Source organism: Pseudoneobacillus rhizolycopersici (assembly GCF_054786815.1).
Window position 1 is genome coordinate 109,609 of record NZ_JBTOOE010000001.1, and the last position, 21,501, is coordinate 131,109.

22 protein-coding genes are annotated in these 21,501 nt (G+C 38.2%); 17 read left to right on the plus strand and 5 right to left on the minus strand.

Annotated features, from left to right (window positions below):
* The first annotated feature begins 11 nt into the window (after positions 1–11).
* The 3 genes from ACX9YW_RS00620 to ACX9YW_RS00630 all read left to right on the plus strand — a co-directional run bounded on the left by ACX9YW_RS00620 (position 12) and on the right by ACX9YW_RS00630 (position 4,228).
* Complete coding sequence (locus ACX9YW_RS00620) at positions 12–992, plus strand: ABC transporter ATP-binding protein (RefSeq protein WP_460340228.1); 981 nt, start codon at positions 12–14, stop codon at positions 990–992.
* Positions 989–1,945 carry an ABC transporter ATP-binding protein gene (locus tag ACX9YW_RS00625; protein ID WP_460340231.1) on the plus strand — a complete coding sequence of 319 codons (957 nt, stop codon included), beginning with the start codon at positions 989–991 and terminating at the stop codon, positions 1,943–1,945. Before ACX9YW_RS00620 ends, ACX9YW_RS00625 begins: the two co-directional genes overlap by 4 nt.
* A gap of 363 nt (positions 1,946–2,308) precedes the next feature.
* Positions 2,309–4,228 (plus strand): S41 family peptidase, encoded by a 1,920-nt coding sequence (locus ACX9YW_RS00630; protein ID WP_460340234.1) that lies wholly within the window; start codon positions 2,309–2,311, stop codon positions 4,226–4,228.
* A gap of 30 nt (positions 4,229–4,258) precedes the next feature.
* Here ACX9YW_RS00630 and ACX9YW_RS00635 read toward each other — a convergent pair whose 3' ends face one another.
* Positions 4,259–5,566, minus strand: coding sequence for an ATP-binding protein (locus ACX9YW_RS00635; RefSeq protein WP_460340237.1), 1,308 nt, complete (start codon positions 5,564–5,566; stop codon positions 4,259–4,261).
* A gap of 165 nt (positions 5,567–5,731) precedes the next feature.
* On the opposite strand from ACX9YW_RS00635, the gene ACX9YW_RS00640 reads away from it, so the two are divergent.
* From ACX9YW_RS00640 to ACX9YW_RS00665, 6 genes are all read left to right on the plus strand, one after another.
* On the plus strand, positions 5,732–6,244 hold the full coding sequence (locus ACX9YW_RS00640; RefSeq protein ID WP_460340240.1) for a GNAT family N-acetyltransferase: 513 nt from the start codon (positions 5,732–5,734) through the stop codon (positions 6,242–6,244).
* A gap of 122 nt (positions 6,245–6,366) precedes the next feature.
* Positions 6,367–7,449, plus strand: a complete 1,083-nt coding sequence (locus ACX9YW_RS00645; protein ID WP_460340243.1) for a metallophosphoesterase — start codon at positions 6,367–6,369, stop codon at positions 7,447–7,449.
* A 157-nt stretch (positions 7,450–7,606) separates the two neighbouring features.
* Positions 7,607–9,172 carry a PQQ-binding-like beta-propeller repeat protein gene (locus ACX9YW_RS00650; RefSeq protein ID WP_460340246.1) on the plus strand — a complete coding sequence of 522 codons (1,566 nt, stop codon included), beginning with the start codon at positions 7,607–7,609 and terminating at the stop codon, positions 9,170–9,172.
* 52 nt (positions 9,173–9,224) lie between these two features.
* Entirely contained in the window at positions 9,225–10,040 is an 816-nt protein-coding gene (locus ACX9YW_RS00655; protein ID WP_460340249.1) for a phosphotransferase family protein, read from the plus strand.
* A 248-nt stretch (positions 10,041–10,288) separates the two neighbouring features.
* Positions 10,289–11,506: an MFS transporter gene (locus ACX9YW_RS00660; protein WP_460340252.1), complete on the plus strand. Its 1,218-nt coding sequence runs from the start codon at positions 10,289–10,291 to the stop codon at positions 11,504–11,506.
* 84 nt (positions 11,507–11,590) lie between these two features.
* On the plus strand, positions 11,591–12,013 hold the full coding sequence (locus tag ACX9YW_RS00665) for a DUF1801 domain-containing protein (RefSeq protein WP_460340255.1): 423 nt from the start codon (positions 11,591–11,593) through the stop codon (positions 12,011–12,013).
* Between the two features lie 55 nt (positions 12,014–12,068).
* On the opposite strand, the gene ACX9YW_RS00670 is transcribed toward ACX9YW_RS00665, so the two are convergent.
* Complete coding sequence (locus tag ACX9YW_RS00670; protein ID WP_460340258.1) at positions 12,069–12,599, minus strand: GNAT family N-acetyltransferase; 531 nt, start codon at positions 12,597–12,599, stop codon at positions 12,069–12,071.
* 63 nt (positions 12,600–12,662) lie between these two features.
* On the opposite strand from ACX9YW_RS00670, the gene ACX9YW_RS00675 reads away from it, so the two are divergent.
* On the plus strand, positions 12,663–13,187 hold the full coding sequence (locus ACX9YW_RS00675; RefSeq protein WP_460340260.1) for a dihydrofolate reductase family protein: 525 nt from the start codon (positions 12,663–12,665) through the stop codon (positions 13,185–13,187).
* Positions 13,188–13,267: 80 nt separating this feature from the next.
* On the opposite strand, the gene ACX9YW_RS00680 is transcribed toward ACX9YW_RS00675, so the two are convergent.
* On the minus strand, positions 13,268–13,486 hold the full coding sequence (locus tag ACX9YW_RS00680) for a hypothetical protein (RefSeq protein ID WP_460340263.1): 219 nt from the start codon (positions 13,484–13,486) through the stop codon (positions 13,268–13,270).
* Between the two features lie 233 nt (positions 13,487–13,719).
* Here ACX9YW_RS00680 and ACX9YW_RS00685 point away from each other — a divergent pair, with 233 nt between their 5' ends.
* The 6 genes from ACX9YW_RS00685 (at position 13,720) to ACX9YW_RS00710 (ending at position 19,755) form a co-directional block, all read left to right on the plus strand.
* Positions 13,720–14,421 carry a response regulator transcription factor gene (locus ACX9YW_RS00685; protein WP_460341231.1) on the plus strand — a complete coding sequence of 234 codons (702 nt, stop codon included), beginning with the start codon at positions 13,720–13,722 and terminating at the stop codon, positions 14,419–14,421.
* Entirely contained in the window at positions 14,422–15,882 is a 1,461-nt protein-coding gene (locus ACX9YW_RS00690) for a sensor histidine kinase (RefSeq protein ID WP_460340266.1), read from the plus strand.
* Positions 15,869–16,915, plus strand: coding sequence for an outer membrane lipoprotein-sorting protein (locus ACX9YW_RS00695; RefSeq protein WP_460340269.1), 1,047 nt, complete (start codon positions 15,869–15,871; stop codon positions 16,913–16,915). Before ACX9YW_RS00690 ends, ACX9YW_RS00695 begins: the two co-directional genes overlap by 14 nt.
* A gap of 11 nt (positions 16,916–16,926) precedes the next feature.
* Positions 16,927–17,487 carry a hypothetical protein gene (locus tag ACX9YW_RS00700; RefSeq protein WP_460340272.1) on the plus strand — a complete coding sequence of 187 codons (561 nt, stop codon included), beginning with the start codon at positions 16,927–16,929 and terminating at the stop codon, positions 17,485–17,487.
* Between the two features lie 174 nt (positions 17,488–17,661).
* Positions 17,662–18,843, plus strand: a complete 1,182-nt coding sequence (locus ACX9YW_RS00705; RefSeq protein ID WP_460340275.1) for an acetyl-CoA C-acetyltransferase — start codon at positions 17,662–17,664, stop codon at positions 18,841–18,843.
* A 51-nt stretch (positions 18,844–18,894) separates the two neighbouring features.
* Complete coding sequence (locus ACX9YW_RS00710) at positions 18,895–19,755, plus strand: NAD(P)H-dependent flavin oxidoreductase (RefSeq protein ID WP_460340278.1); 861 nt, start codon at positions 18,895–18,897, stop codon at positions 19,753–19,755.
* 92 nt (positions 19,756–19,847) lie between these two features.
* Here the strand turns inward: ACX9YW_RS00710 and ACX9YW_RS00715 are convergent, their stop codons facing one another.
* Positions 19,848–20,231 carry a VOC family protein gene (locus tag ACX9YW_RS00715; protein WP_460340281.1) on the minus strand — a complete coding sequence of 128 codons (384 nt, stop codon included), beginning with the start codon at positions 20,229–20,231 and terminating at the stop codon, positions 19,848–19,850.
* 156 nt (positions 20,232–20,387) lie between these two features.
* Between ACX9YW_RS00715 and ACX9YW_RS00720 the strand changes: the two genes are divergently transcribed.
* Positions 20,388–21,131, plus strand: coding sequence for a suppressor of fused domain protein (locus ACX9YW_RS00720; protein ID WP_460340284.1), 744 nt, complete (start codon positions 20,388–20,390; stop codon positions 21,129–21,131).
* A gap of 39 nt (positions 21,132–21,170) precedes the next feature.
* Here ACX9YW_RS00720 and ACX9YW_RS00725 read toward each other — a convergent pair whose 3' ends face one another.
* Entirely contained in the window at positions 21,171–21,371 is a 201-nt protein-coding gene (locus ACX9YW_RS00725; protein WP_460340288.1) for an IDEAL domain-containing protein, read from the minus strand.
* Between the last annotated feature and the right edge of the window lie 130 nt (positions 21,372–21,501).

Genomic DNA, 21,501 nt, shown 5'->3' on the forward strand with positions numbered 1-21,501 from the left:
GGGATACATGGATGTCAAAGGTGTTAGAAGTAAAAGGTTTAACCACTCAATTTGATAGTAAAAATGGCCCACTTACCGTTGTCGATGGGGTCGATTTTACCGTAACAAAGGGGGAAGTGTTAGGGATTGTCGGCGAATCTGGGTGCGGGAAAAGTGTTACTTCCTTATCCATCCTTCAGCTGTTAGGGAGGAAAGGGCGAATCTCCGCTGGACAAGTGCTTTATAAGGACATTAATCTTTTGGAAAAACCAGAAAGGGAATTACGGAAAATTAGGGGAAAAGAAATTTCAATGATTTTCCAAGATCCTATGACCTCCCTGAATCCGGTACTCACAATCGGAAAACAGATTAGCGAAGTAATTGAGAAACATGAAAAAATCAAGGGTGGGGTCGTGAAAACCAAGGTTGTGGAGCTGCTAGAACTTGTAGGAATCCCTAGGGCTAATGAAATATATGATGAGTATCCTCATCGTTTATCAGGGGGAATGAAGCAGCGTGTGATGATCGCAATGGCGATTGCTTGTAAGCCGTCCATTCTTATAGCTGATGAACCTACGACAGCCCTTGATGTCACGATACAAGCGCAAATATTGGATTTGTTGAGGTCACTGAAAGATGAGATGTCAATGTCGATTCTACTGATTACCCATGACCTCGGGGTGGTGGCGGAAATGTGTGACAGAGTCGTAGTCATGTATGCCGGTCAGGTTGTGGAAGCCACCGATACGCGGACATTGCTGCGCCATCCGCGCCACCCGTACACTGTTGGGTTAATTCAATCTACCCCGCACCAATCCAAGGGAGACAAGCGGTTAAAATCCATTGACGGTCAGGTTCCTACTCCAGACCAATACGGAAAAGGATGTCGTTTTGCCGACCGTTGCTCTAGAGTCATGTCGATTTGCCAATTGTCGATTCCGCCATTAGTGGAAGTGGAAGGACAAACATTATGTAGGTGTTGGCTTTACGACGAAAAGGAGGGAGCGATTTGAGTCAGGCTTTACTCCAAATTAAAAATTTAGAAAAGAGATTCATTGCGTCGAAAGGTTTGTTCCAGCCTGCAAAATATGTCCATGCTGTTAATGGTGTTAGCCTTGAATTAAATGAGCGTGAGACGATTGGCATCGTTGGCGAATCCGGCTGCGGGAAATCAACCACAGGAAGATGCGTGTTGCGGTTGATTGAGCCTTCAGGTGGAGAGGTGTTTTTTCAGGGAATGGACTTAACGAAGTTATCCAAAAGTGAATTGAAAAAAGTTCGTAAGGATATTCAAATGGTCTTTCAGGATCCGATGGCCTCGATGAATTCGAAACTTAAAATACGGGAAATCTTATCGGAGCCGCTAATCGCCCAAAAAATACCAAAACAAGAACATAGGAAACTTTTAGAAGAAACGATTCATCTCGTCGGTCTTTCAGAAGCTTATTTAGACCGCTTTCCACATGAACTTTCCGGAGGCCAGCGACAACGAATTGGAATTGCTAGAGCGATTATTTTAAGACCGAAGATTGTCGTGTTAGATGAACCGGTTTCCGCATTAGATGTCTCTGTTCAGTCGCAAATTTTAAATTTATTACAAGATTTACAGGAGGAACTAGGACTCTCATACCTTTTCATATCACATGATTTAGGGGTGGTCAAGCATATTGCCCATCGTGTTGGGGTAATGTATTTAGGGGAATTAGTCGAGTTGGCTGATAAGGAAGATTTGTTTGATGAGCCTCTTCATCCATATACACAGGCATTGATTTCAGCTATTCCTAGAACGGATCCCGATGAGGTGAAAGATCGGATGATTCTAATGGGAGAGTTGCCTTCACCTGCCAATCCACCTGCTGGATGTAAATTCCACCCACGCTGTGCATTAGCGCAGGAAACATGCAAAACCGTGAAACCACAAATGGTAGAAAGAGGAACCCGAAAGGTTGCTTGCCATCTATATTAAATAAAAAGACCAAATCCTTGGAGGTTTGGTCTTTTATGATTTTCTTGAACCACTTATGGTTATTATTGAAATTATAGCCGTAATAATAAATAATACCCCATTAAGCATAACTTCAAATTTACTTCCATTAAAAAAGTTGGAAATCGTTCCGCTTAATAAAAGGAGCGACAATACTGGCCAAAAGAATAGCTTATAACGTTCATAGTAGAACTTGAACATTTCTATCACCTCGATAACAGTTATGTGATTCATGATTGAAAACTACTATTGTTTCAATTATTAATTATAATAGTATTTTCTACCTATCAAAACTAAAAAATGGTAAAATTGGAACAAAATTATTTTGAGAGGACGTATTTTACCATGCGAGTAAAAATATGGTATTTCACGGTAATTGGAATCCTGCTTGTCGGAGCAGCAACTATGTTCCTATTACTAACGAAAGACAAAGACCCTGTTGGGGGAAAAAGCGTTGAAGTTAGTAGCAATCTAGTAAATGGAATGTTTTATGAGCCAGGAACACAACTATTTTCATCAAAGGATGTTAAACGCATAAAGATTCAAAATCACAATGGAAATACTTTTATTAAACAGTCCGATCTAGAGGAAGTTATGATCGAGGCGAGACCGACAAATGAAAATGAGTTAAATCTGCCAAAATATAAGGTAACTCTAAAAAATAAGGAATTACTCATTGAAGTATTAGAAGGCGAATCGTTAAATTTGACCATGACGATTCCTGAACAAATTAAAGAGCTTGATAGTCAATCTACTTTCGGAAATATTCGCGGCGAAATCAAAGAAACGAATTTCATCCGATTTGTCACATACTTTGGCAACCTTATAGCTAACTATGAAAACGTCAATCCACAAGGGGAATATATTTTTCTTACAAATGTTGGTGAAATTTTAACGATTGTACCTGAAGGGACAGAATTAAGTTACCAAAATCAAAGTACCTCTGGAAATACACTGTTAATAGGTGTAAAAGAAAATAAAAACGCGGTAAAATTTATCACAACCGTTCGAGATGCTGGTTGGATTCCGCCAAAATTTATTGGAAATCAATCGTTTAAAAGATTAAGCGAACATCATGACCCAACTCCTATTACCAATAAGGAGCTTATAGAGGATTTAGAATTCACCATCAAAAAGATGAAGGAATTTCATCCACATGTAAAAGAGGATCCTACCTTTTATGAGCCACTATTTCAACAGGCTAAACAAAAAATTCTTCAGGCAACCACAAGAGAGGATTTATTTCTTATCGTCAATGAACTGATGGTTGCCACAAAAGATGGTCATAGCGTTATTGTTTACCAAAATAAACAGATAGAAACCCCCATCATTAAGTGGACTAACACCAATGAGATGATCATAACTGAAGAATCGAAAGCATTTAAACGAGGGGATAAAATTATCTCCATAGGAGGTAAGGATACAGGATACATCATGGAAGCAGCTAAGAAAGCAATTCCAGCAGAACATGATGGCTATGTTAAAGCAAGAATAAATTCGTTCCTAAGTAACCCCATCTTTCTTCAACATTTTGGCATGTTAAGTGACATGGGCGAGACCAATATTTTATTTGACAGGGCCGGGGTAGAGCAGACTGCCACTATTAAGATTAAAAAACTGACCGAGCTAACGCCTGAACGCCTATTTAATAGGAAGGTGCCAAGACCTTATGAATGGTCAATAGATCCGACAGGTAAATACGGTATTTTTAAAATTGATGAATCGATTCCAACAGATATGTACACTAGGATGCTACAGGAGTTTTTCGCAGAAATGAACAAGAAAAACGTTCCGAATGTTTTCGTTGATTTACGTAATGGCGGGGGTGGGAATGGGGCAGTTGCCTTTGAATTCTTCACATATTTAAAGGTTGATCACTATAGTAACGGGTCTGACCAGATTACAAATTCGAAAGTGTCCAACGAATTATTGTTTGATGGAAATGTATATGTCTTAACTTCAAACCAGACTTTTAGTGCAGGTACTGATTTTGCTAAATTTATTCAAGGAAATGGAATTGGAAAATTGGTCGGGGAATCACCAGGAAATAATGCCTCTTATGGTGGGAATATCATTCAATTCAATTTACCAAATAGCGGTATTTATGTCCAAGTGCCAACAACCAAAAATCCGGCACCGGTATCAGATGACGAACAAGATATGCCATTAATGGTTGATTACCCGGTTCAAACCACGAAGGAATCCATATTAAATAATGAGGATATGTGGTTGAAAAAAATAGAAGAAATTGTAAATAGAAACTAAGAAAGGTGGGACAACATGTTGTCCCACCTTTTAATTGGCAATTAATAATTCTTTCTGATAAAGAGGTAAAATCACCTCAAAGGTACTTCCCACCCCTGGTTCACTTGTAATATGTACTTTTCCTTTATGGGTTTCAATGATTTTAAAACAAATAGTCAAACCTAATCCCGTTCCTTTTTCCTTTGAAGTATAAAATGGCTGACCAAGCATCCCGACAATTTCTTTTGGGATTCCTGGCCCAGTATCTTTGATAAAGATGGATACAAATTCATTTTGCACCTCTAAATTGATATCTATTTTTCCACTTGATTCGATTGCTTCAATCGCATTTTTTATCATATTTATAAAGACTTGTTTTATCCTACTTTCATCTCCATACACACAGATCGGGTAATCCATTGTCTGGATAGAAAGATCGATACTTTTCATATTGGTTTCTGAGGAAACCAATGTCAACACACTATTCATCGTTTGATTGAGGTCAACTTTTTTAAAGGAAACAGCTTGGGGTTTTGCTAATAGCAACATTTCACTTAGAACTAAATTGATTCGGTCAATTTCTGAGAAAATAACTTCGATATAATCGTCCTGTAAATGTTTATTTTCCTTTAATAGCTGAATGAAACCTAAGATAGAGGTTAGCGGATTGCGAACCTCGTGAGCAATTGCCGCAGACATTTGCGCAATAACGGCCATTTTTTCAGACTGAATCGATAGATTTTCGTTTAATTGAATCAGTTCTCTTTCAGAGATTTTCCAATGCGTTATATCTGTTATGGTTCCAATTGCCGAGGCTAAGGTTCCGTCTTGATTGTAGAAAATTTTGATACTTGTTTCGACCCAAATAAAGCCACCATCTTTTTTCTTATTTCGGAATTCTTCTGTTGTAATCGATTTTTTACTTTCTAAAAGTTTATGGAATCGTTCAATGGCCAATTGTCGATCATCAGGATAGATGAATGAATAGATCTTTTGTCCTAAGCTTTCCCCAACAGTAAACCCTGTTAATCTTTCCCATGCGGGATTAAGTAGTGAGATTGATCCTTCATGGTCAACTTGGAAAACGGGTTGTTCAAGGTTAGTAAAAACATGATAAGATGTTTCTGAAAGTTTTTTATATCTTTCTTCACTCTCAGACAAATGTGTTATTAAAATTCTATTTTTATCATAATAGGAAGATAGCCACCAAATAATAATCACAATAGCTAGTGTATAAATCGAATCTAATAAAAAATTATACCTATAATGATAGATTCCATAATAAATGATATCCCAAATTGCAACAGCCAATATGACAGTAATGACTCCGATTATACGTCCTTTATACTTTATAAGCATATTCGACGACCCCATCCCCATTTTTATTATCTTAAATATAACGCAATGGTATTTGGCTGTATAGTAAAATATTCCTAATTTTACAAATGCTAAAAATTATTAATTATACAAGGATATGTATAGAAGGATGGCGAATTAATTATTTGAAAAAGGAGGGTTATCACCGTGAACAATCAGTATATTATTAGAAAAGCAGTTGAAGAAGACGCCGAGCAACTTATCCAACATTTTAAAAAAGTATTAACTGAAAATCCCAATTTTTTCGCAACAACTCTAGAAGAATATGATTTGACCGTTACCGAGGAAGTTGAATTTATTCGTACAATGGAGAGTCAAGGATTGCTAATCGTGGCAGAGGTTGATGGAAAAATCATCGGAATGCTCAACTTTCGATTATCCCCTCGTAAGCGATTTGCCCATCAAGGAATGTTCGGAATGAGCCTACAAGAGGCCTACACAAATATGGGTATCGGTAGTGCTTTAATTAACAGATTGTTAGATTGGGCAAAAGATGATCCAAGAGTAGAAAAGGTCTCCCTTGAGGTATTTTCCAATAACGAAAGAGCGATTCATGTCTATAGCAAGCTAGGATTTGTCGAAGAGGGAAGAAGAGTGAAAGCAGCAAAATTAGGTCCGAATGAATATGTCGATGATATTGTGATGAGTAAGTTTGTTTAAAGAGTATGAAAAAAGGCAGGAGTTTCCCTGCCTTTTTATTTTGGAATTTATGGTAAAATGAACAATGATTTAAAGGCTATTTATACGAAAAGAGCCATGATTAATAACTGAAGAGGTGTCACATGTTACGTATAGAATCCAAGGCGGTAAGGACAGAAAGTCGGGTAATTGTCATCTCTGATATCCACGGAGACCTAGAGCTTTTTCAAAAGCTTTTATACAAGATCGAATTCAATGAACATGATGTCCTATTTATAAATGGCGATATTTGTGAAAAAGGTCCCAATAGTTTAGGAGCAGTCAGATATGTCATGAACTTAGTATCGAAAAAGGTTTATGTCACAAAGGGTAATTGTGATATTTTAATTAAGCATGTTTTTCAGGAAAATGAAGGAATTATCGAATATATGAGAAATCAACCAAATTCTATTTTGAATGAAATGCTTGAAGAGCAAGGAAAGTTCCTTGAAGATTTTTCATCATTAGTTGAGTTGGCTGATTTTTATCAACAGTATTATTCTAAGGAAGTTGATTGGCTATTAAACCTTCCCGATGCATATGAAACGGAAGATTATCTCATCATTCATGCCGGAGTTGAAAATATCGAAAATTGGCAAGAAACTAGCCGAGTTAAAGCTCTTTCGATACCAACTTTTTATGAAAAAGGGCATCAAGTCGATAAAATTGTCATTGTCGGTCATTGGCCTGTCATAAACTATACCTCCATGACGGTCAGCAGCGACAATCCGATTATTGACTTAGATCAAAAAATGATTAATATTGACGGCGGTAATCAAGTTAAATCGTTTGGTCAGCTGAATGCTTTGATTATTGAAAATGGGGAGTACACCTTTACATCTGTAGACCATGTTTTGCAAAAGCGTACTATTAGAATGGATTTCGATGCACCAGCGGAATACATAGGAACTGTGACATATCCGAATTACGAAATGAAGGTATTGATCCAAGAAAAGCATTTTACTTTATGTGAGAATATCAATCTCGGAATCCAACATTGGATTAAAAACGAATACCTGGTGGAGAACGGGGAAGGTACCTATTGTAAGAATGATCTAAGTACGACATTATTATCGGTACGTGCCGGTGAGGTTGTTTCTATTTTGGATGACACTTGTGAAGGCTATGTCCTCATTAAACGAAATGGGGAATTAGGATGGGTTCCGGAAGATGTTATTCATATATAAAATTAACCATCCCATAGCAAACGATGTCGATATTTGTATCCTAATAAAGATTGAAAGGTAATATTTTCAAGAGTAATCTGAGATAGGTAAATAATATTTTCTAAGGGAAATGTTATTTAAATAACCCCTTTGGGAGCCGAATCGAGGACAATTGTTTATGAAAATAAAAAGCTTACTATCGACTAGTTTTACCTGCCTAATCCTCCTAATTGGAAGTGTAGGGCATACATACGCCAATAAAGAAAATCCAATTATCAAAACGGAAATATCCAAAATAGCAAACTTGCAATATTCCTTTCAAGGTTCTCCAGGCATCATCATTGGAAAGCCAAACACACAAACATTTCCGCCAGAATACAGCGATATTTCTGGTGTTCTAACCTTCCGAGGAAACCATCTTCGGGACAGCGCTGCTTATGGTACCCTTGCAAAGGCACCAACTACTCTTGAGAAAAACTGGGAGTTCCAAACTGGCAGAAGCCCAAGATGGGGTGGAGGGGCGGGCTGGACAGGTCAGCCGGCGATCATTAAATGGCCCAATGATGTAAAAAACATCATGAACCTACAACCCGAATTTAAAAATAACCCAAACTTTGTGGAGGTAATCTATGCCTCTTTAGATGGCAAGGTTTATTTTTTCGACCTATCATCTGGGAAACAATCAAGAACACCGATCAACATTGAAAACCCGATAAAAGGAAGTGTTTCTGTTGATCCCCGCGGATATCCATTATTGTATGTCGGTCAGGGAATCCCCGAAACAGGCAATGACAAAATTGGTTACCGTATTTATAGTTTAATAGATGGCAAGCTATTGTACTTTTTAAAGGGAAGAGATGGGTTCGCTTATAAGGGCTGGGGCGCATTTGATGGTGCAGCGCTTATAAACCGTCAAACAGATACCATGTTTCTTGGCGGCGAAAATGGGCTTTTTTACTCTATCAAATTAAATACAAAGTTTGATCTTAATAAAAAATCCATCGCCATTAGCCCACAAGTGGTAAAATATAGATATAAACTTTCCCCGAAGGACCATATTGGGATAGAAAATTCGGTGGCTGCCTATAAAAATTTAATCTTCTTTACCGACAATGGCGGTACCTTACAAGGAATCGACACTACTAAAATGAAACCCGTATGGGCTAAGGGAGTGACCGATGACTCCGATGCCACAATCGTAGTTGAGCCGGTAAACGACATTCCATTTTTATATACTGGGACAGAGGTAGATAAACAAGGTACAACCGGGAACAGTATCCTACGCAAAGTGAACGGTCTGAATGGAAAAACCATCTGGCGAAAGGATATTCCGGCGCTCAGTGTTTTAGGGGAAAACCCCGTCAATGGTGGGCTCCTAGCCACACCTGTCTTAGGGAAAAACGATATCGCAGAAAGTGTTATATTCACGATTGCAAGGTACAAAAAACTAGCAAGCGGCTTGATGATTTCTTTAGATAAAGAGACAGGTAAAGAACTCTGGCGCTGGGAAATGCCGAACTACGCTTGGTCCTCACCGGTGGTAGTGTACGATCAAAAAGGTCATTCCTATATCATACAGTGTGATTCAGTTGGAAGAATTCATTTATTGCAAGGAAAAACTGGCAAGTTGATTAAAACGATCAATACATATGGAGCCAATATTGAAGCGTCTCCAGCAATCTATCAGGATACAATTGTTATTGCGAACCGTGGCGGGAAAATATTCACTGTGAAAATCAATTAATGGTTGCTTGTAATAATGTTATGTAAACTTAAAAGAAAGAGTGGTGATGTAAATGAATTTAGGCGCACTTTTAGGTCGGGGAAATACGGCTGAAGTTTTCCAAATGGGAGAAAAGGATGTTATAAAGCTATTTTATAATTTCATTCCAAATGAATTTATCGAAAAAGAATTTGAGATTAGTAACATTATTCATCAATTGGGAGTACCATCTCCTCAAGCAAAAAAAATAACCGAACATGACCAGCGCTGGGGAATCATTTATGAAAGAGTAGGCGGCAAAAGTTTTACAGAAATTTTGTCATCGAAACCTTTTTCCTTAAAGAAAAATGCTCGTTATTTTGCGGAATTACAAGCAAGATTTCACCAAAAAAATACAATTCAGCTACCAGCCCAGAAAGCGATTTTCTCGCGTCATATTTCAGGAACTGATCTACTAACGGATGACGAAAAGGAAACCATTCTAGAATATTTAGGGAAACTACCTGAAGGGTACCAAGTTTGTCACGGAGATTACCATAGTGACAATATTGTTGTAAAAGATGGCGATGCGAAAATTCTTGATTGGATGACATGCGCATCAGGAAATCCATATGGCGATGTGGCAAGAACTTTTATGATAATGCGTTACTCTTATCTTTCAGAAAGCATGCCAAAAATGACGAAATATTCCATTCAACTGATTCGAAAACTATTGTGTAAATTTTACCTAGATTCTTACATCAAACAGACAGGTGCCAGTAAAGAAGCTATTTTTAAATGGATGTTGCCTGTAATGGCTGCTAGACTTGTGGAAGGTGTACCAAATCCGGAAAAACAGTTTCTCTTAGTCAAAATTAGAGAGGAATTGGCAGCTCTAGAAAACAAATAATACAATCAAACCCAAAACTTGTTTTTGGGTTTTTTTTTATGAGATAAGTTTCTACTAGATAGATTAAGCATGTGTATCCCATAGTTTGTATATTACCTCACCCAACCGAAAGAATCGGTCTTTCAAAATATCTTAGAAGATTCTAAAAATTCCTATTCCCAAAAAGTAGAAAAGTAGTATAATATTCGTGTCCCGAAATTAATCACAGGGGACTTACTTTAATCTACAACTTAAGGGAGAGTCTAACTTTGCAGCAATCAAGATTTTCGCTATTTAAGCACCAATCTTTTGCAAACTTTTGGTTTGCCAGAATTCTGTCATCATCATCCTTTCAAATGCTTTCGGTTGCCATTGCCTGGCAAATGTATGATCTTACCAAGGATCCATTTAGCCTAGGTTTTGTTGGACTAGCCCAATTTTTGCCTATGGTTCTGCTGACCTTTGTCGTAGGTCAGGTGGCCGACCGATTTGATCGCCGAAAAATTGTTTATATTTGCCAATTTATCGAATCTGGTATCGCTGCACTTTTACTTTATGCCAATTTTACTGGTGGACTTAATAAAGAACAAATTTATCTTGCTGCTGCGATTCTTGGGGCTTGCCGGGCTTTTGAGGGGCCGACTTCCACCTCATTATTACCACAATTGGTATCTAGGGCGATTTTACCCCAAGCGATTTCTCTCAGTACGACCGCTGGTCAAACTTCGCAAATTCTTGGCCCGGCATTGGGGGGCTTGTTATTTTCATTAGGGGCATCTTTTGTTTATGGAACTGCAACCGTTGCTTTATTGATCGCTTCTATTCTTACTTTTTTCATAAAGGTCGAACAGGTTGTCAGAACGACCGAGCCGGTGTCATTCCGGTCGGTGTTTATGGGATTGGAATTTATATTTAAGAAGCCCATCATCTTAGGAACGATTTCCCTAGATTTGTTTGCAGTTCTATTAGGTGGGGCAACGGCGTTAATGCCAATTTTTGCACAAGATATTTTACAAACAGGTCCATGGGGGCTTGGATTATTACGGACCGCTCCTGCCATCGGTGCCTTAATCGTTTCGGTCTTCTTGGCCTACCATCCTTTAAAGAAAGCCATCGGGTTGAAATTGTTTGCTGCATTGGGTGTGTTTGGCTTATCAACTATGGTATTTGCGTTATCCACAAACTTGATTCTATCTTTAATTGCGTTACTTTTCATCGGGGGATCGGATGTAGTCAGTGTTGTCATCAGACACTCGTTGGTCCAATTGCAAACACCTGACGAAATGCGTGGACGTGTGAATGCGGTCAATTCACTATTCATCGGGACCTCGAATCAGCTAGGAGAGTTTGAGTCAGGAATGGTCGCTGGTTTAATCGGTACCGTACCCGCGGCATTTGTTGGGGGAGTAGGCACGATTTTAGTTGCTGGTCTATGGATGTACTTATTCCCATCCTTGAGAAGAATCCGCTCATTATCGGAAAGTTAGTCTGCCCCTTTTACTATAACTACCATTTTTGGTAAAATGAGATTAACATTCTGATTGCAAGAAGGAGGGACAAGGGTAACGATTATGTATGAATTAAAGACAAAAGAAACGGACCGAAGTGTGATCGAGTTTATAGAAAATATTGATAACCCCAAAAAACGGGAGGATGCTTATCTTTTATTAGATCTATTCACCGAAACGACTGGTTTTAATGCAAAAATGTGGGGGCCGAGTATTATTGGATTTGGTTCTTATCATTATAAATATCAATCGGGTCATGAAGGTGATGCACCACTCGTCGGCTATTCTCCGCGTAAAGCTAAAATCAGTTTATATTTTGCACCTGGGGACACAAAACGTGAAGAATTGTTACAGAAATTCGGAAAACATACGACAGGAAAGGCTTGTGTTTATATAAATAAGGTGGCAGATATTCAAATGGATGTGTTAAAAGAATTAATTGAACAATCAGTAAAATTTTTGCAAGAAATGTATCCTTCCAATTAGTTCTGAGTTAAGAAATAAGCCAATTTCAGAATTCTGAATTGGCTTATTCTCATCATTATTTCCTCTTTCTTAACACAGTGATAAACCCATCTAAAATATCATGACTGACCGCGAATCCTTTTCGTTTGTAAAATTCCAATGCCGTCTCATTGCCGTTTGAGACATAGATGAAATAGTCTTCGACATCTTCAAACCGATTTAGCCACTCCATTGACATATTAAATAATTTCGAGCCGACACCATATTGTCGATATTCTTCTTTTATGTAAAATTGAGATAAGCAGCCAACATTATTATGTCGGACTGAATCTAGGTCAAAAAAGGTAGCAAACTCATTGGAATATACTTCCTTAGGTGAGATGTTAGAATAGACATACCCAATCGCCTTTTCGCCATCCTTCACAAGTACAATATAATTATGTACAGCCTTTTTAACGGAAGGGACCATCCGTGTTTCAAAGTTCATTGCATCAAATAATTCCGGTTTAACCGATGCCTTTGATTTTTGAAAAACCATCAATTCATTACATAAATCTCGGCAAGACTCTATTTTGTCATCAAGAATCACTTCATACTTTAGCTCCATCGTTATCACTCCTTACTATTATTTTATTTGGAAATGTAATAATTGTCTAAGGTGGAATGAAAAATGAATCAAAATCGAAAAATTTTTATGTTTATTGCTGCAAGTCTTGATGGCTATATTGCAACCAAAGAAGAATCGTTAGAATGGCTGTTTAAAGTCGAAGGCGAAGGAGATAATGGCTATTCTGAATTTTATCAAACTATTGATACCATTATAATGGGCAAGAAAACCTATGATTGGATTATGAATCAGGAGCAAGGCAACTTTCCCTATAAGAATAAGCAATGCTACGTTTTTACTAGAGCGAATCATGACGATACCGAGTACGTAAAATTTGTAAATGGTGATGTGGTTGAATTCGTCGATTCGCTTGATGGCCAAAACATCTGGGTTGTGGGTGGAGGCGAGCTGCTCTATTTCTTTTTAAAAGAACAACTGGTCGATGAAATAATCGTTACCTTGGCACCTGTGCTAATCGGTAATGGCATTCCGTTATTTAGAGAAGCCGAATATTATTTAGATTTAAAGTTGAAAGGGACTCGGACCTTCAATCAGTTTGTTGAGCTGCATTATGAGGTGAAAAAATAGTTTCAATCACTTAATACCACTTTTCTAATCCTGTTAACCACACAAAAAGAGGCGTACCTATAAATAGGTGCGCCTTCCTATTATCGTTTTTTCTTCTTCGAAAGGTCTTCAACAAGCTTGGATTTCTGAACAACCTCTACCTGAACTTGGACATCAATCTTATTCCCCTCAGTATTCGTCACGTTTGAAACCTTTGCTTTCCGCCCTTTGATCTTCAACTCATCACCGACTGCTGGCACTTGCTTGGTTAACTGACTTAATAACAGATTACGATTCTCATAGAAATTAACAACAAACACTTCTACATCTTCCTTTCCATTCTAAAATCTATCTACTAAAATTTATGAAAAAATTCATAGATTTAGACCAAATCGAAGTAAAAATCTGTCCAACTTTCACTAAATCTTGTATAAAATCCCTTTTTTTAGTAATCTAGCATGGAAAACTAACCCAATTATAAAGAATTTATTAAATTTCATTATTTGTCATATTGACCATATATACTCAACATTGAAGGGGGCCAATTGCTGTGATGGCACAAATTTTACTGGTGGAAGATGATTCCGAGATTGCAAGAATTGTATGCGATCATTTGCGAAGGAAAGGCTATAAAGTGTCGTGGGCATCAACTGGGAAGGAGGGCTGGGATGATTTTCAACATTCATCCTATCAACTAGTGTTGGTTGATCTAATGCTCCCGGAAATGGATGGGTTCCAGTTACTGAAACATATTCGCCTTCAAAGTGATGTTCCCATTCTAATCTTAAGTGCCAAGATAAACGAGGATGATAAAGTACGAGGATTAAAGGATGGGGCAGACGATTATTTAACAAAGCCCTTTAGCTTAAGAGAATTGGAAGCAAGAGTGGAGTCACTTTTGCGGCGATATCAGCGGTTTTACGAAAAGGATTACCAAACCATCACAAATGTCCAGTTTTTCCATCCAGGTCTATCGATTGATCTCGTCAAAAAGCAAATTTTTGTCGATCGAAATGAGGTAAACTTAACCGCCAAAGAATATGATTTATTGCTGCTATTCATCAAGCATCCTGGCCGAGTTTTTTCTAAGCAAGAAATTTATGAGCATATTTGGAACCAGGTCGATGTCGACGGAAACAATACCGTCACTGTTCATATTAAAAGCTTGCGGACGAAACTACATGATTCGTTACGAGACCCGTTGTACATCCAAACAGTTTGGGGAGTTGGGTATCGGTTTATTGGAGCGAGTTAAATGAAGATAAAAACATGGTTAATGTTATCCTATTTCGTTCTCATGCTGCTTCCCGTCTTTTTCATATACAGTTTTTACGAGTGGATACAAAGCACTTATGAAAAAGAAGCGTTTGAGGACTACTTACAAGTCGAATCGACCATCTCAAGTCTTGACCGTGATTTACAGGAACTGTCTCTTTACTTAAATTCGGAAAAGTCACAAGTTAATCTTGACCATCTTTTTCAAAAAGATGTCACAATCACTTTGTATAACGCAAAAGGGAAGATCCTCTTCAGCAACGGACAAGGAAGTGCTCATTCCATCAGTCCACCTGTGCTATTCCAGGACCTATATCGACTAAAAACAGGTATTCGCGATTATAGTATTAAAAAGCCAGTCTTTATTAATGGAGAAATCATAGGTGTCTATGAAATTTCGATAAAGAGAATAGAAAATATCAAAAGACTGGAAACGAAGAGAAATCTTATCATCGGTCTACTTGTTCTAACACTAGTGATTGTGTATGTCGTGATGATTTCTTTAGTCAACCGTAAACTAATTCGACCGATGAAAGTCCTTATGAAAAGGATGGACCAATTTGGAACTGGTGAAAAAGTAGAGAGTATTCCTTTCATAAAAGGGGAGGTCGGGGACCTCATTAGACATTTTCAGAGAATGAGAGCTTTACTATTGAAAAGTCAGGAAAAAATCCAACAAACGCAAAAGGAAAAAGAATATATGATCGCCTCGATTACCCATGACTTAAAGACGCCGCTTACATCCATTAGGGCCTATAGTGAATCCGTATTATATAATCAATTGACTGAAACAGAAAAAAAAGAGTATCTCCAAATTATTGTTGAAAAGGCCGATTTTATGAAGAGAATGTTTGATGACCTGACTACCTATACACTTTTACAAAATACCACACGTAAAATTGACAAAGTAGTCGTGGATAGTGAAGAGCTCTTTGAGATGCTACTAAGCGGATACAATGAGTTAAGTGCTCAAAAGGAGATACACTTAAAAGTGGATAATGTGGCTACAGGAGAACTAAGGGTGAATATGAACCAACTGACAAGGGTGGTCGACAATCTCGTTAGTAATGCACTTAAATTTACCGAGCCGGGTAAAAATATTTGGCTTGGCGCCTTTACTGGAGAACCGCCAACTTGGATTTTTCCGCCTTTTCTAACCCAATGGAAAACAAACCCTAGTGGTGTATGCTTAATTGTCCAAAATGAGGGAAAAGGCATTGCATTAGCGGAACAAGAAAAAATACTTCAACCACTCTATCAAATTGAAAGCGCTCGAACAAAAAATGTTCCAGGAGTTGGTTTAGGCCTTAGTATTGTGCTGATGATTATCCAACAGCATGGCGGATTCATTGACGTATTTTCCAAAGAAGGTTATGGTACTGCGATAATTTGTTATCTTCCATTTGAAGGTAAGGGTGGTGTTGAAAATGAAAGCATATAAGATTTTATTCCTTGCTTTAGGAGTTCTGTTAATTGGTTGCAGTCATACATCGGTCCCCACCTTCGATCAAATGATGGAAGAAATGATTGTGTATCGTTCAACAGCCAATTTACCCCAATCCTATTATGTAGAATCGGAAACGACGTTATATGAAAATAATAAAGCAATTAAAAAAGAAAAGATGAAAAGATGGTACGAAAGCTCATCAGGGAGAGAGCGAATCGAAACCTATGTTAAGGGTGAACCTGTACAATTTTCTGTCTTTAATAGTAAAGAGCGTATCATCTATGCGCAAGGGCAGCCAAAGGCCTTTGTTCAAAGTGAGAAACATAACCAATCCGGATTTCAAGAGCCACTGGTCCATTCTGTTCTACAAATGTTACAGCAAGATACTAGTACTCATACCATTGAGCTAGTAGGCGAAGAAACCATCGAAGGTGTGGAAACCTTCTATTTAGTGTTGAAGGCAAAGGAGCAAAACGCAATAGTAGGCGATCGGCAACTTTGGATCGATAGGAAAACATGGATGTTGAAAAAAATGGTCAGTGTGATAGGAAACATCCGCTACGAATCTTCCTTTAAAAATTTTCAGAAAAATCCGGAAAATTTATCAAAGAAATTTATTATGGAGCTACCAACTGACGTTGAAATTGTGAGGGAAGAGACTTCGAATACTAATCTAGGTAACTTGGAAGAATTGAAGTCTCGATTCGAACAGCCATTTTATTTCTATCCTGATAGGAATGGGGTATCACTACAATCCATCGATCAAATGAATAACATGTTTACTTTGACGTATATAAAGGAAGCGCAATTATATTTTTTACTAACCATAAAAAAGACAAAAGAAGAAATAAATGGAGATTACCAGATTAGAGGAAATAGGGCTCAGCTCGAAAAAATGGCTGGCTTAGGACATTCGTTAAGTTGGAATGAAGAAGGAATACGTTATACAATTTTAGACTTGACCAATGTTTTATCCAAAGAGGAAATTTTTGACATAGCGACCGAGATGAAAAAGGACGATAAGTAGGAGGAATTTTTATGAGTACACTCCCGATTATGAAAACAAAAAAAGGACCAAGTTCGAATCTATTTGAAATGATTGCGATGGGTTTTCTCGTTGTTCTATTAGTAGGCTCTGTTATTTTTACCTTATCAATTAGCACTTCTAGTGCCCCGACAGGCTATGTGAGTTTATCAGGTCTGTCACTCGAAGAAACGAAACAAAAAGCCAATTTCGATATATCACTTTTAGATGGACTGCCGTTTGCTGTTACAAAGGAAGAGGGGGGAATCTACATCACAGAGTATGGTTCCAAGGAATTTCACCGTGTGAACCTTCATTATTCAAACGAAAAAACCGGGCAAGAACTGTATGTCGTGTTCTCTAAGCTAGAAAAGGACCTAAAGGAATATGAGCTTTCTGAAAGAGAGATTGTAAAATTGAACGATGGAAAACAGGCAAAATACGGTATTGTCGAATTTGGTGAAGGTTTAACCTGGATAAAAGATGGAATTTCCTATGGAATCTATAATCATGTTCATAAGGGGCAGCCAACCCTAGGTGTTGAAAAATTGAAGGAGTTGGCGGAAAACCTATAAAACGTATCGGCGTTCCTAAGTAATGGTGGGAACGCCAATTTTGATTTGCCCCCATATAATCAAATCTTATTCTCCAAAGGAAGCAATACTTCTTATTCCCACCAAACCTCTGTTATAATAAATAAATGAACGAATTTTCCGAAAAATCCCATCACAACTTAAGGAGTGATTCACTTGAAAAATGTCTACCTCATTGAAGGAGCACGAACCGCATTTACCAGTTTTGGAGGCTCTTTTGCTAACCTTCTAGCGGAAGATCTCGGGGCGGCAACCGCAACCGAAGCCATGAAAAGAGCGAATATCACCCCAGCCAATATCAATCATATCATCTACGGAAATGTCATCCATTCCTACCCAAATGCCACCTACTTATCACGCCATATTGGCTTAAAAGCAGGAGTCCCAAAGGAAGCACCTGCCTATACCGTGAACCGTCTATGCGGTTCTGGAGCGCAGGCTATCGTTTCTGCAGCTCAACATATTCTCTTAGGTGACGCGGATCTTATCCTTGCAGGGGGAGTTGATAATATGTCAATGGCACCATACGCAAACTTTAACTCCCGATTCAGTAAATCAAAATATGGACCGATTTCCTATGAAGATATGCTGCTTTCAACTTTAACAGACGAGTATGCAGGAAGCGGGATGGGAATAACCGCAGAAAAATTGGCTACTATCTACTCGATTTCACGCCAGGAGCAGGATGAATTCTCACTCTTAAGTCAACAGCGAGCCGCAAACGCCCGAAAGAATGGGACTTTTGCTAAAGAAATTGTCCCTGTTAAAAACCAAGTCAAACAAGAAAGCCAATTCATCTCAGAAGATGAGCACATTAAGGAAAATATAACGATAGAAAAATTACAATCTTTGAGACCATCCTTTAAAAAGGATGGCACCGTTACCCCTGGAAATTCAAGTGGAATTAATGATGGCGCCGCTTCCGTCATCGTTGCAGGGGAGAAAGCTGTTAAAGAAAACGGACTTCGTCCTCTTGCGAAGATTGTTTCTTGGGGAGTGGTTGGCGTTGACCCAACGGTTATGGGGATTGGGCCAGTACCCGCCATCCGTCAAGCATTAGGACGAGCCAACTTAACCACTGCCGAAATCGATATATTTGAAATCAATGAGGCGTTTGCAGCACAATATCTCGCCGTGGAACAAGAGCTTGGACTTGACCGCAGTAAAACAAATGTCAATGGCGGGGCAATTGCTTTAGGTCATCCCGTTGGTGCAAGTGGGGCTCGCCTTGTATTATCACTAGCTTACGAGTTAAAGAGACGGAACGCCCAGTATGGAGTCGCTAGTCTTTGTATTGGCGGTGGTCAAGGAATTGCACTTGTCTTAGAAAACGTTTAAGGAGTGAAATAAATGCTAGAAAAATTAGCGTTACCAGTCATCGTTGCCCCGATGTTTTTAGTATCCAGTCCAGAACTTGTAATAAACGCGAGTAAAAAAGGTATCATTGGCTCCTTTCCCTTATTAAACGCGCGGACATCGGACATTCTTGAACAATGGCTTATTGATATTAAGGCTGCCTTACCTACTGAACTATGGGCTGTCAATTTCATCTCCCATCAAACTAACAAACGTTTCTACGAAGATTTAGAATTCATTCGAAAATATCAGCCACCCATTGTAATTACGTCTTTGGGTCACCCAGGCAAGGTATTAGAGGTTGTCCATGAGTATGGCGGTTTCGTTTATTCCGATGTTACCACGATAAAGCATGCTAAAAAAGCAGCTGAAACTGGCGTCGATGGATTGATTCTTGTCTGCAACGGAGCGGGTGGGCATGCTGGCATTTTGAACCCCTTTTCATTCATTGCAGCTGTAAATGAGTTTTGGAGTGGGACGATAATCCTTGCTGGCGGGATGACCAATGGCAAAGAAGTATTAGCAGCCAAAGTGTTAGGGGCGGATCTAGTCTATATGGGGACACGATTTATCGTAGCGGAAGAAAGTGTTGCGTTACCACAATATAAAGAAATGATTATGAATTCTACTTTAGAAGACCTCATCTACACCGATGCTTTCAGTGGAGTCCATGCTAATTACTTGATTCCTAGTTTAGTCAAGGAAGGGATAGATGTCACCACTCTGAAACCAAGGGATACAGTCGATTTTTCGAAAATGTCAGAAGCAAAGGCTTGGCGAGATATTTGGTCCGCAGGGCAAGGGGTGACAACCATTCGTGAGATTCAACCTGTAGCGGATATTATCGATATTTTAATACGAGAATACGAAGCGGCGAAAAGAAACACTCATTAGCTTTTGAATGATTGACTTCCTTTAAAGTAAAAGAAAATATATTCTGATTCTTATCAACAACACCTACTCAATCCAGAGTAGGTGTTGTTTTGTTATTCCATTGACGTGCATATTTCGATGAAATGTCCATCAGGATCGCCCACATAAGCCACCGTTTGCCCCCATGGTTTCGTTACCGGTTCTGTTAATATAGTTACACCTTTCTGACGTAATTCATCAATACATGCCTCAACATCTTCCACCACAAAACCTACTTCAAATGTTTGAGAGGCTTGCAATCCTTCTGAAATCGATAAACCGGTAATTTCCTTAGCTGAATTCCTCGTATTAATGGAAAGGATTGTTGCCCCTGTGTCAAATTCTACATAAGTATCCGCTTGCATTCTAACAGGTAACCCGAGAATATCTCGATAAAACTCCATTGTTTTAGCAAAATCATTCACGTACAAAATGACGTACTTCATTGCTAATTTCATCTTTTCCTGACCTCCCAAATATTTCTACAATAATTTTACCAAAATTGGGACAACTCGGCCAATAGGAAGGGCTTTTTTTACTAAAATTGACTGATAATTTCCACAAATTTCTGTTATGATAGAAAAAGCTAGTCTATCAAATAGAGGTGAATATGCTTGTCGAATAAACATGATCAAGAAGTTTCTAAATCAGGAGCGCCCATTTATCGTCATGAAGATAAAGAATTTGAACTGCAGATTCCTCAAGAAATGGACATGTCTGCAAAGGAAAAATTTGAAGATCATATCGAAACATACATCGGTCCAATCAATGGTGTATATCACGAAATTCTTTCGCATTTAGTTCATATTGATGTGTATCATATTGCTCCATCAAAAGAACAGCCCTATCACACACTGATTACACATGGGATGAGCGACCTGCCAATGAATGTACCTCCAGGTCGAGAAGATTATCGGTTTGCGGAGTTGGTTTGTTTTTTGCCAAAGGAATTCGATTTGTCAGATGAAGGTTTAAAATCTCCGAAAAACGCTTGGGCACTCGAAAATTTAAAATTTTTAGCCAGGTTTCCGCATGAATACAATACCTGGTTAGGAATGGGTCATACGCTGCAAAATGGTAATCCAATCGAACCGTTTATTCAAGGGACAAAGCTTTGTGCGTCGTTAATCATTCCACCGGTTATTTTGTCTGAGAACTTTACCTCAGTAAGAATTACAGCCGATAAAAACATTCATATTTATAATGTGTTTCCGATTTATTTAGAGGAAATGGAATTCAAAATGAAGAAGGGGATAGACGCATTACTCGATAAATTTGATAAGAACAAACTAAACGATATCTATGACTTAAATAGAGTAAATACATGTAAGAATAAATGGTTTAAGTTATTTTCATAAAATAAAGAACCCGATTCGATTCGAATCGGGTTTCATCTTTTATGAGGTGAGTTCTTTTAATTCCTTCGATAAACGGAGGAAATCCGCTTTATTTTTCATTAGCAACGCTTGGTCGATTTCTTTTAGCAGCCTTTCTTTTTTGACATTTTGAAGAATCTTATCCAAAATTAATTCAGCAAATAAAGAATCGAGCGAGTTTTCTTCCGGTTGAACAGGCGGATTTAAAAAGAATTGTTGCATTTAGAAATCAACTCCTTAGCTTTTTTACAGTATAACAGTAATAGTCTGACTATTCAATCTTTTTGTTTTTGTAAAATTATCCAACGATAATGAGTGACCATTTAGACTAAAAAAGGAATAGATTAGTCGC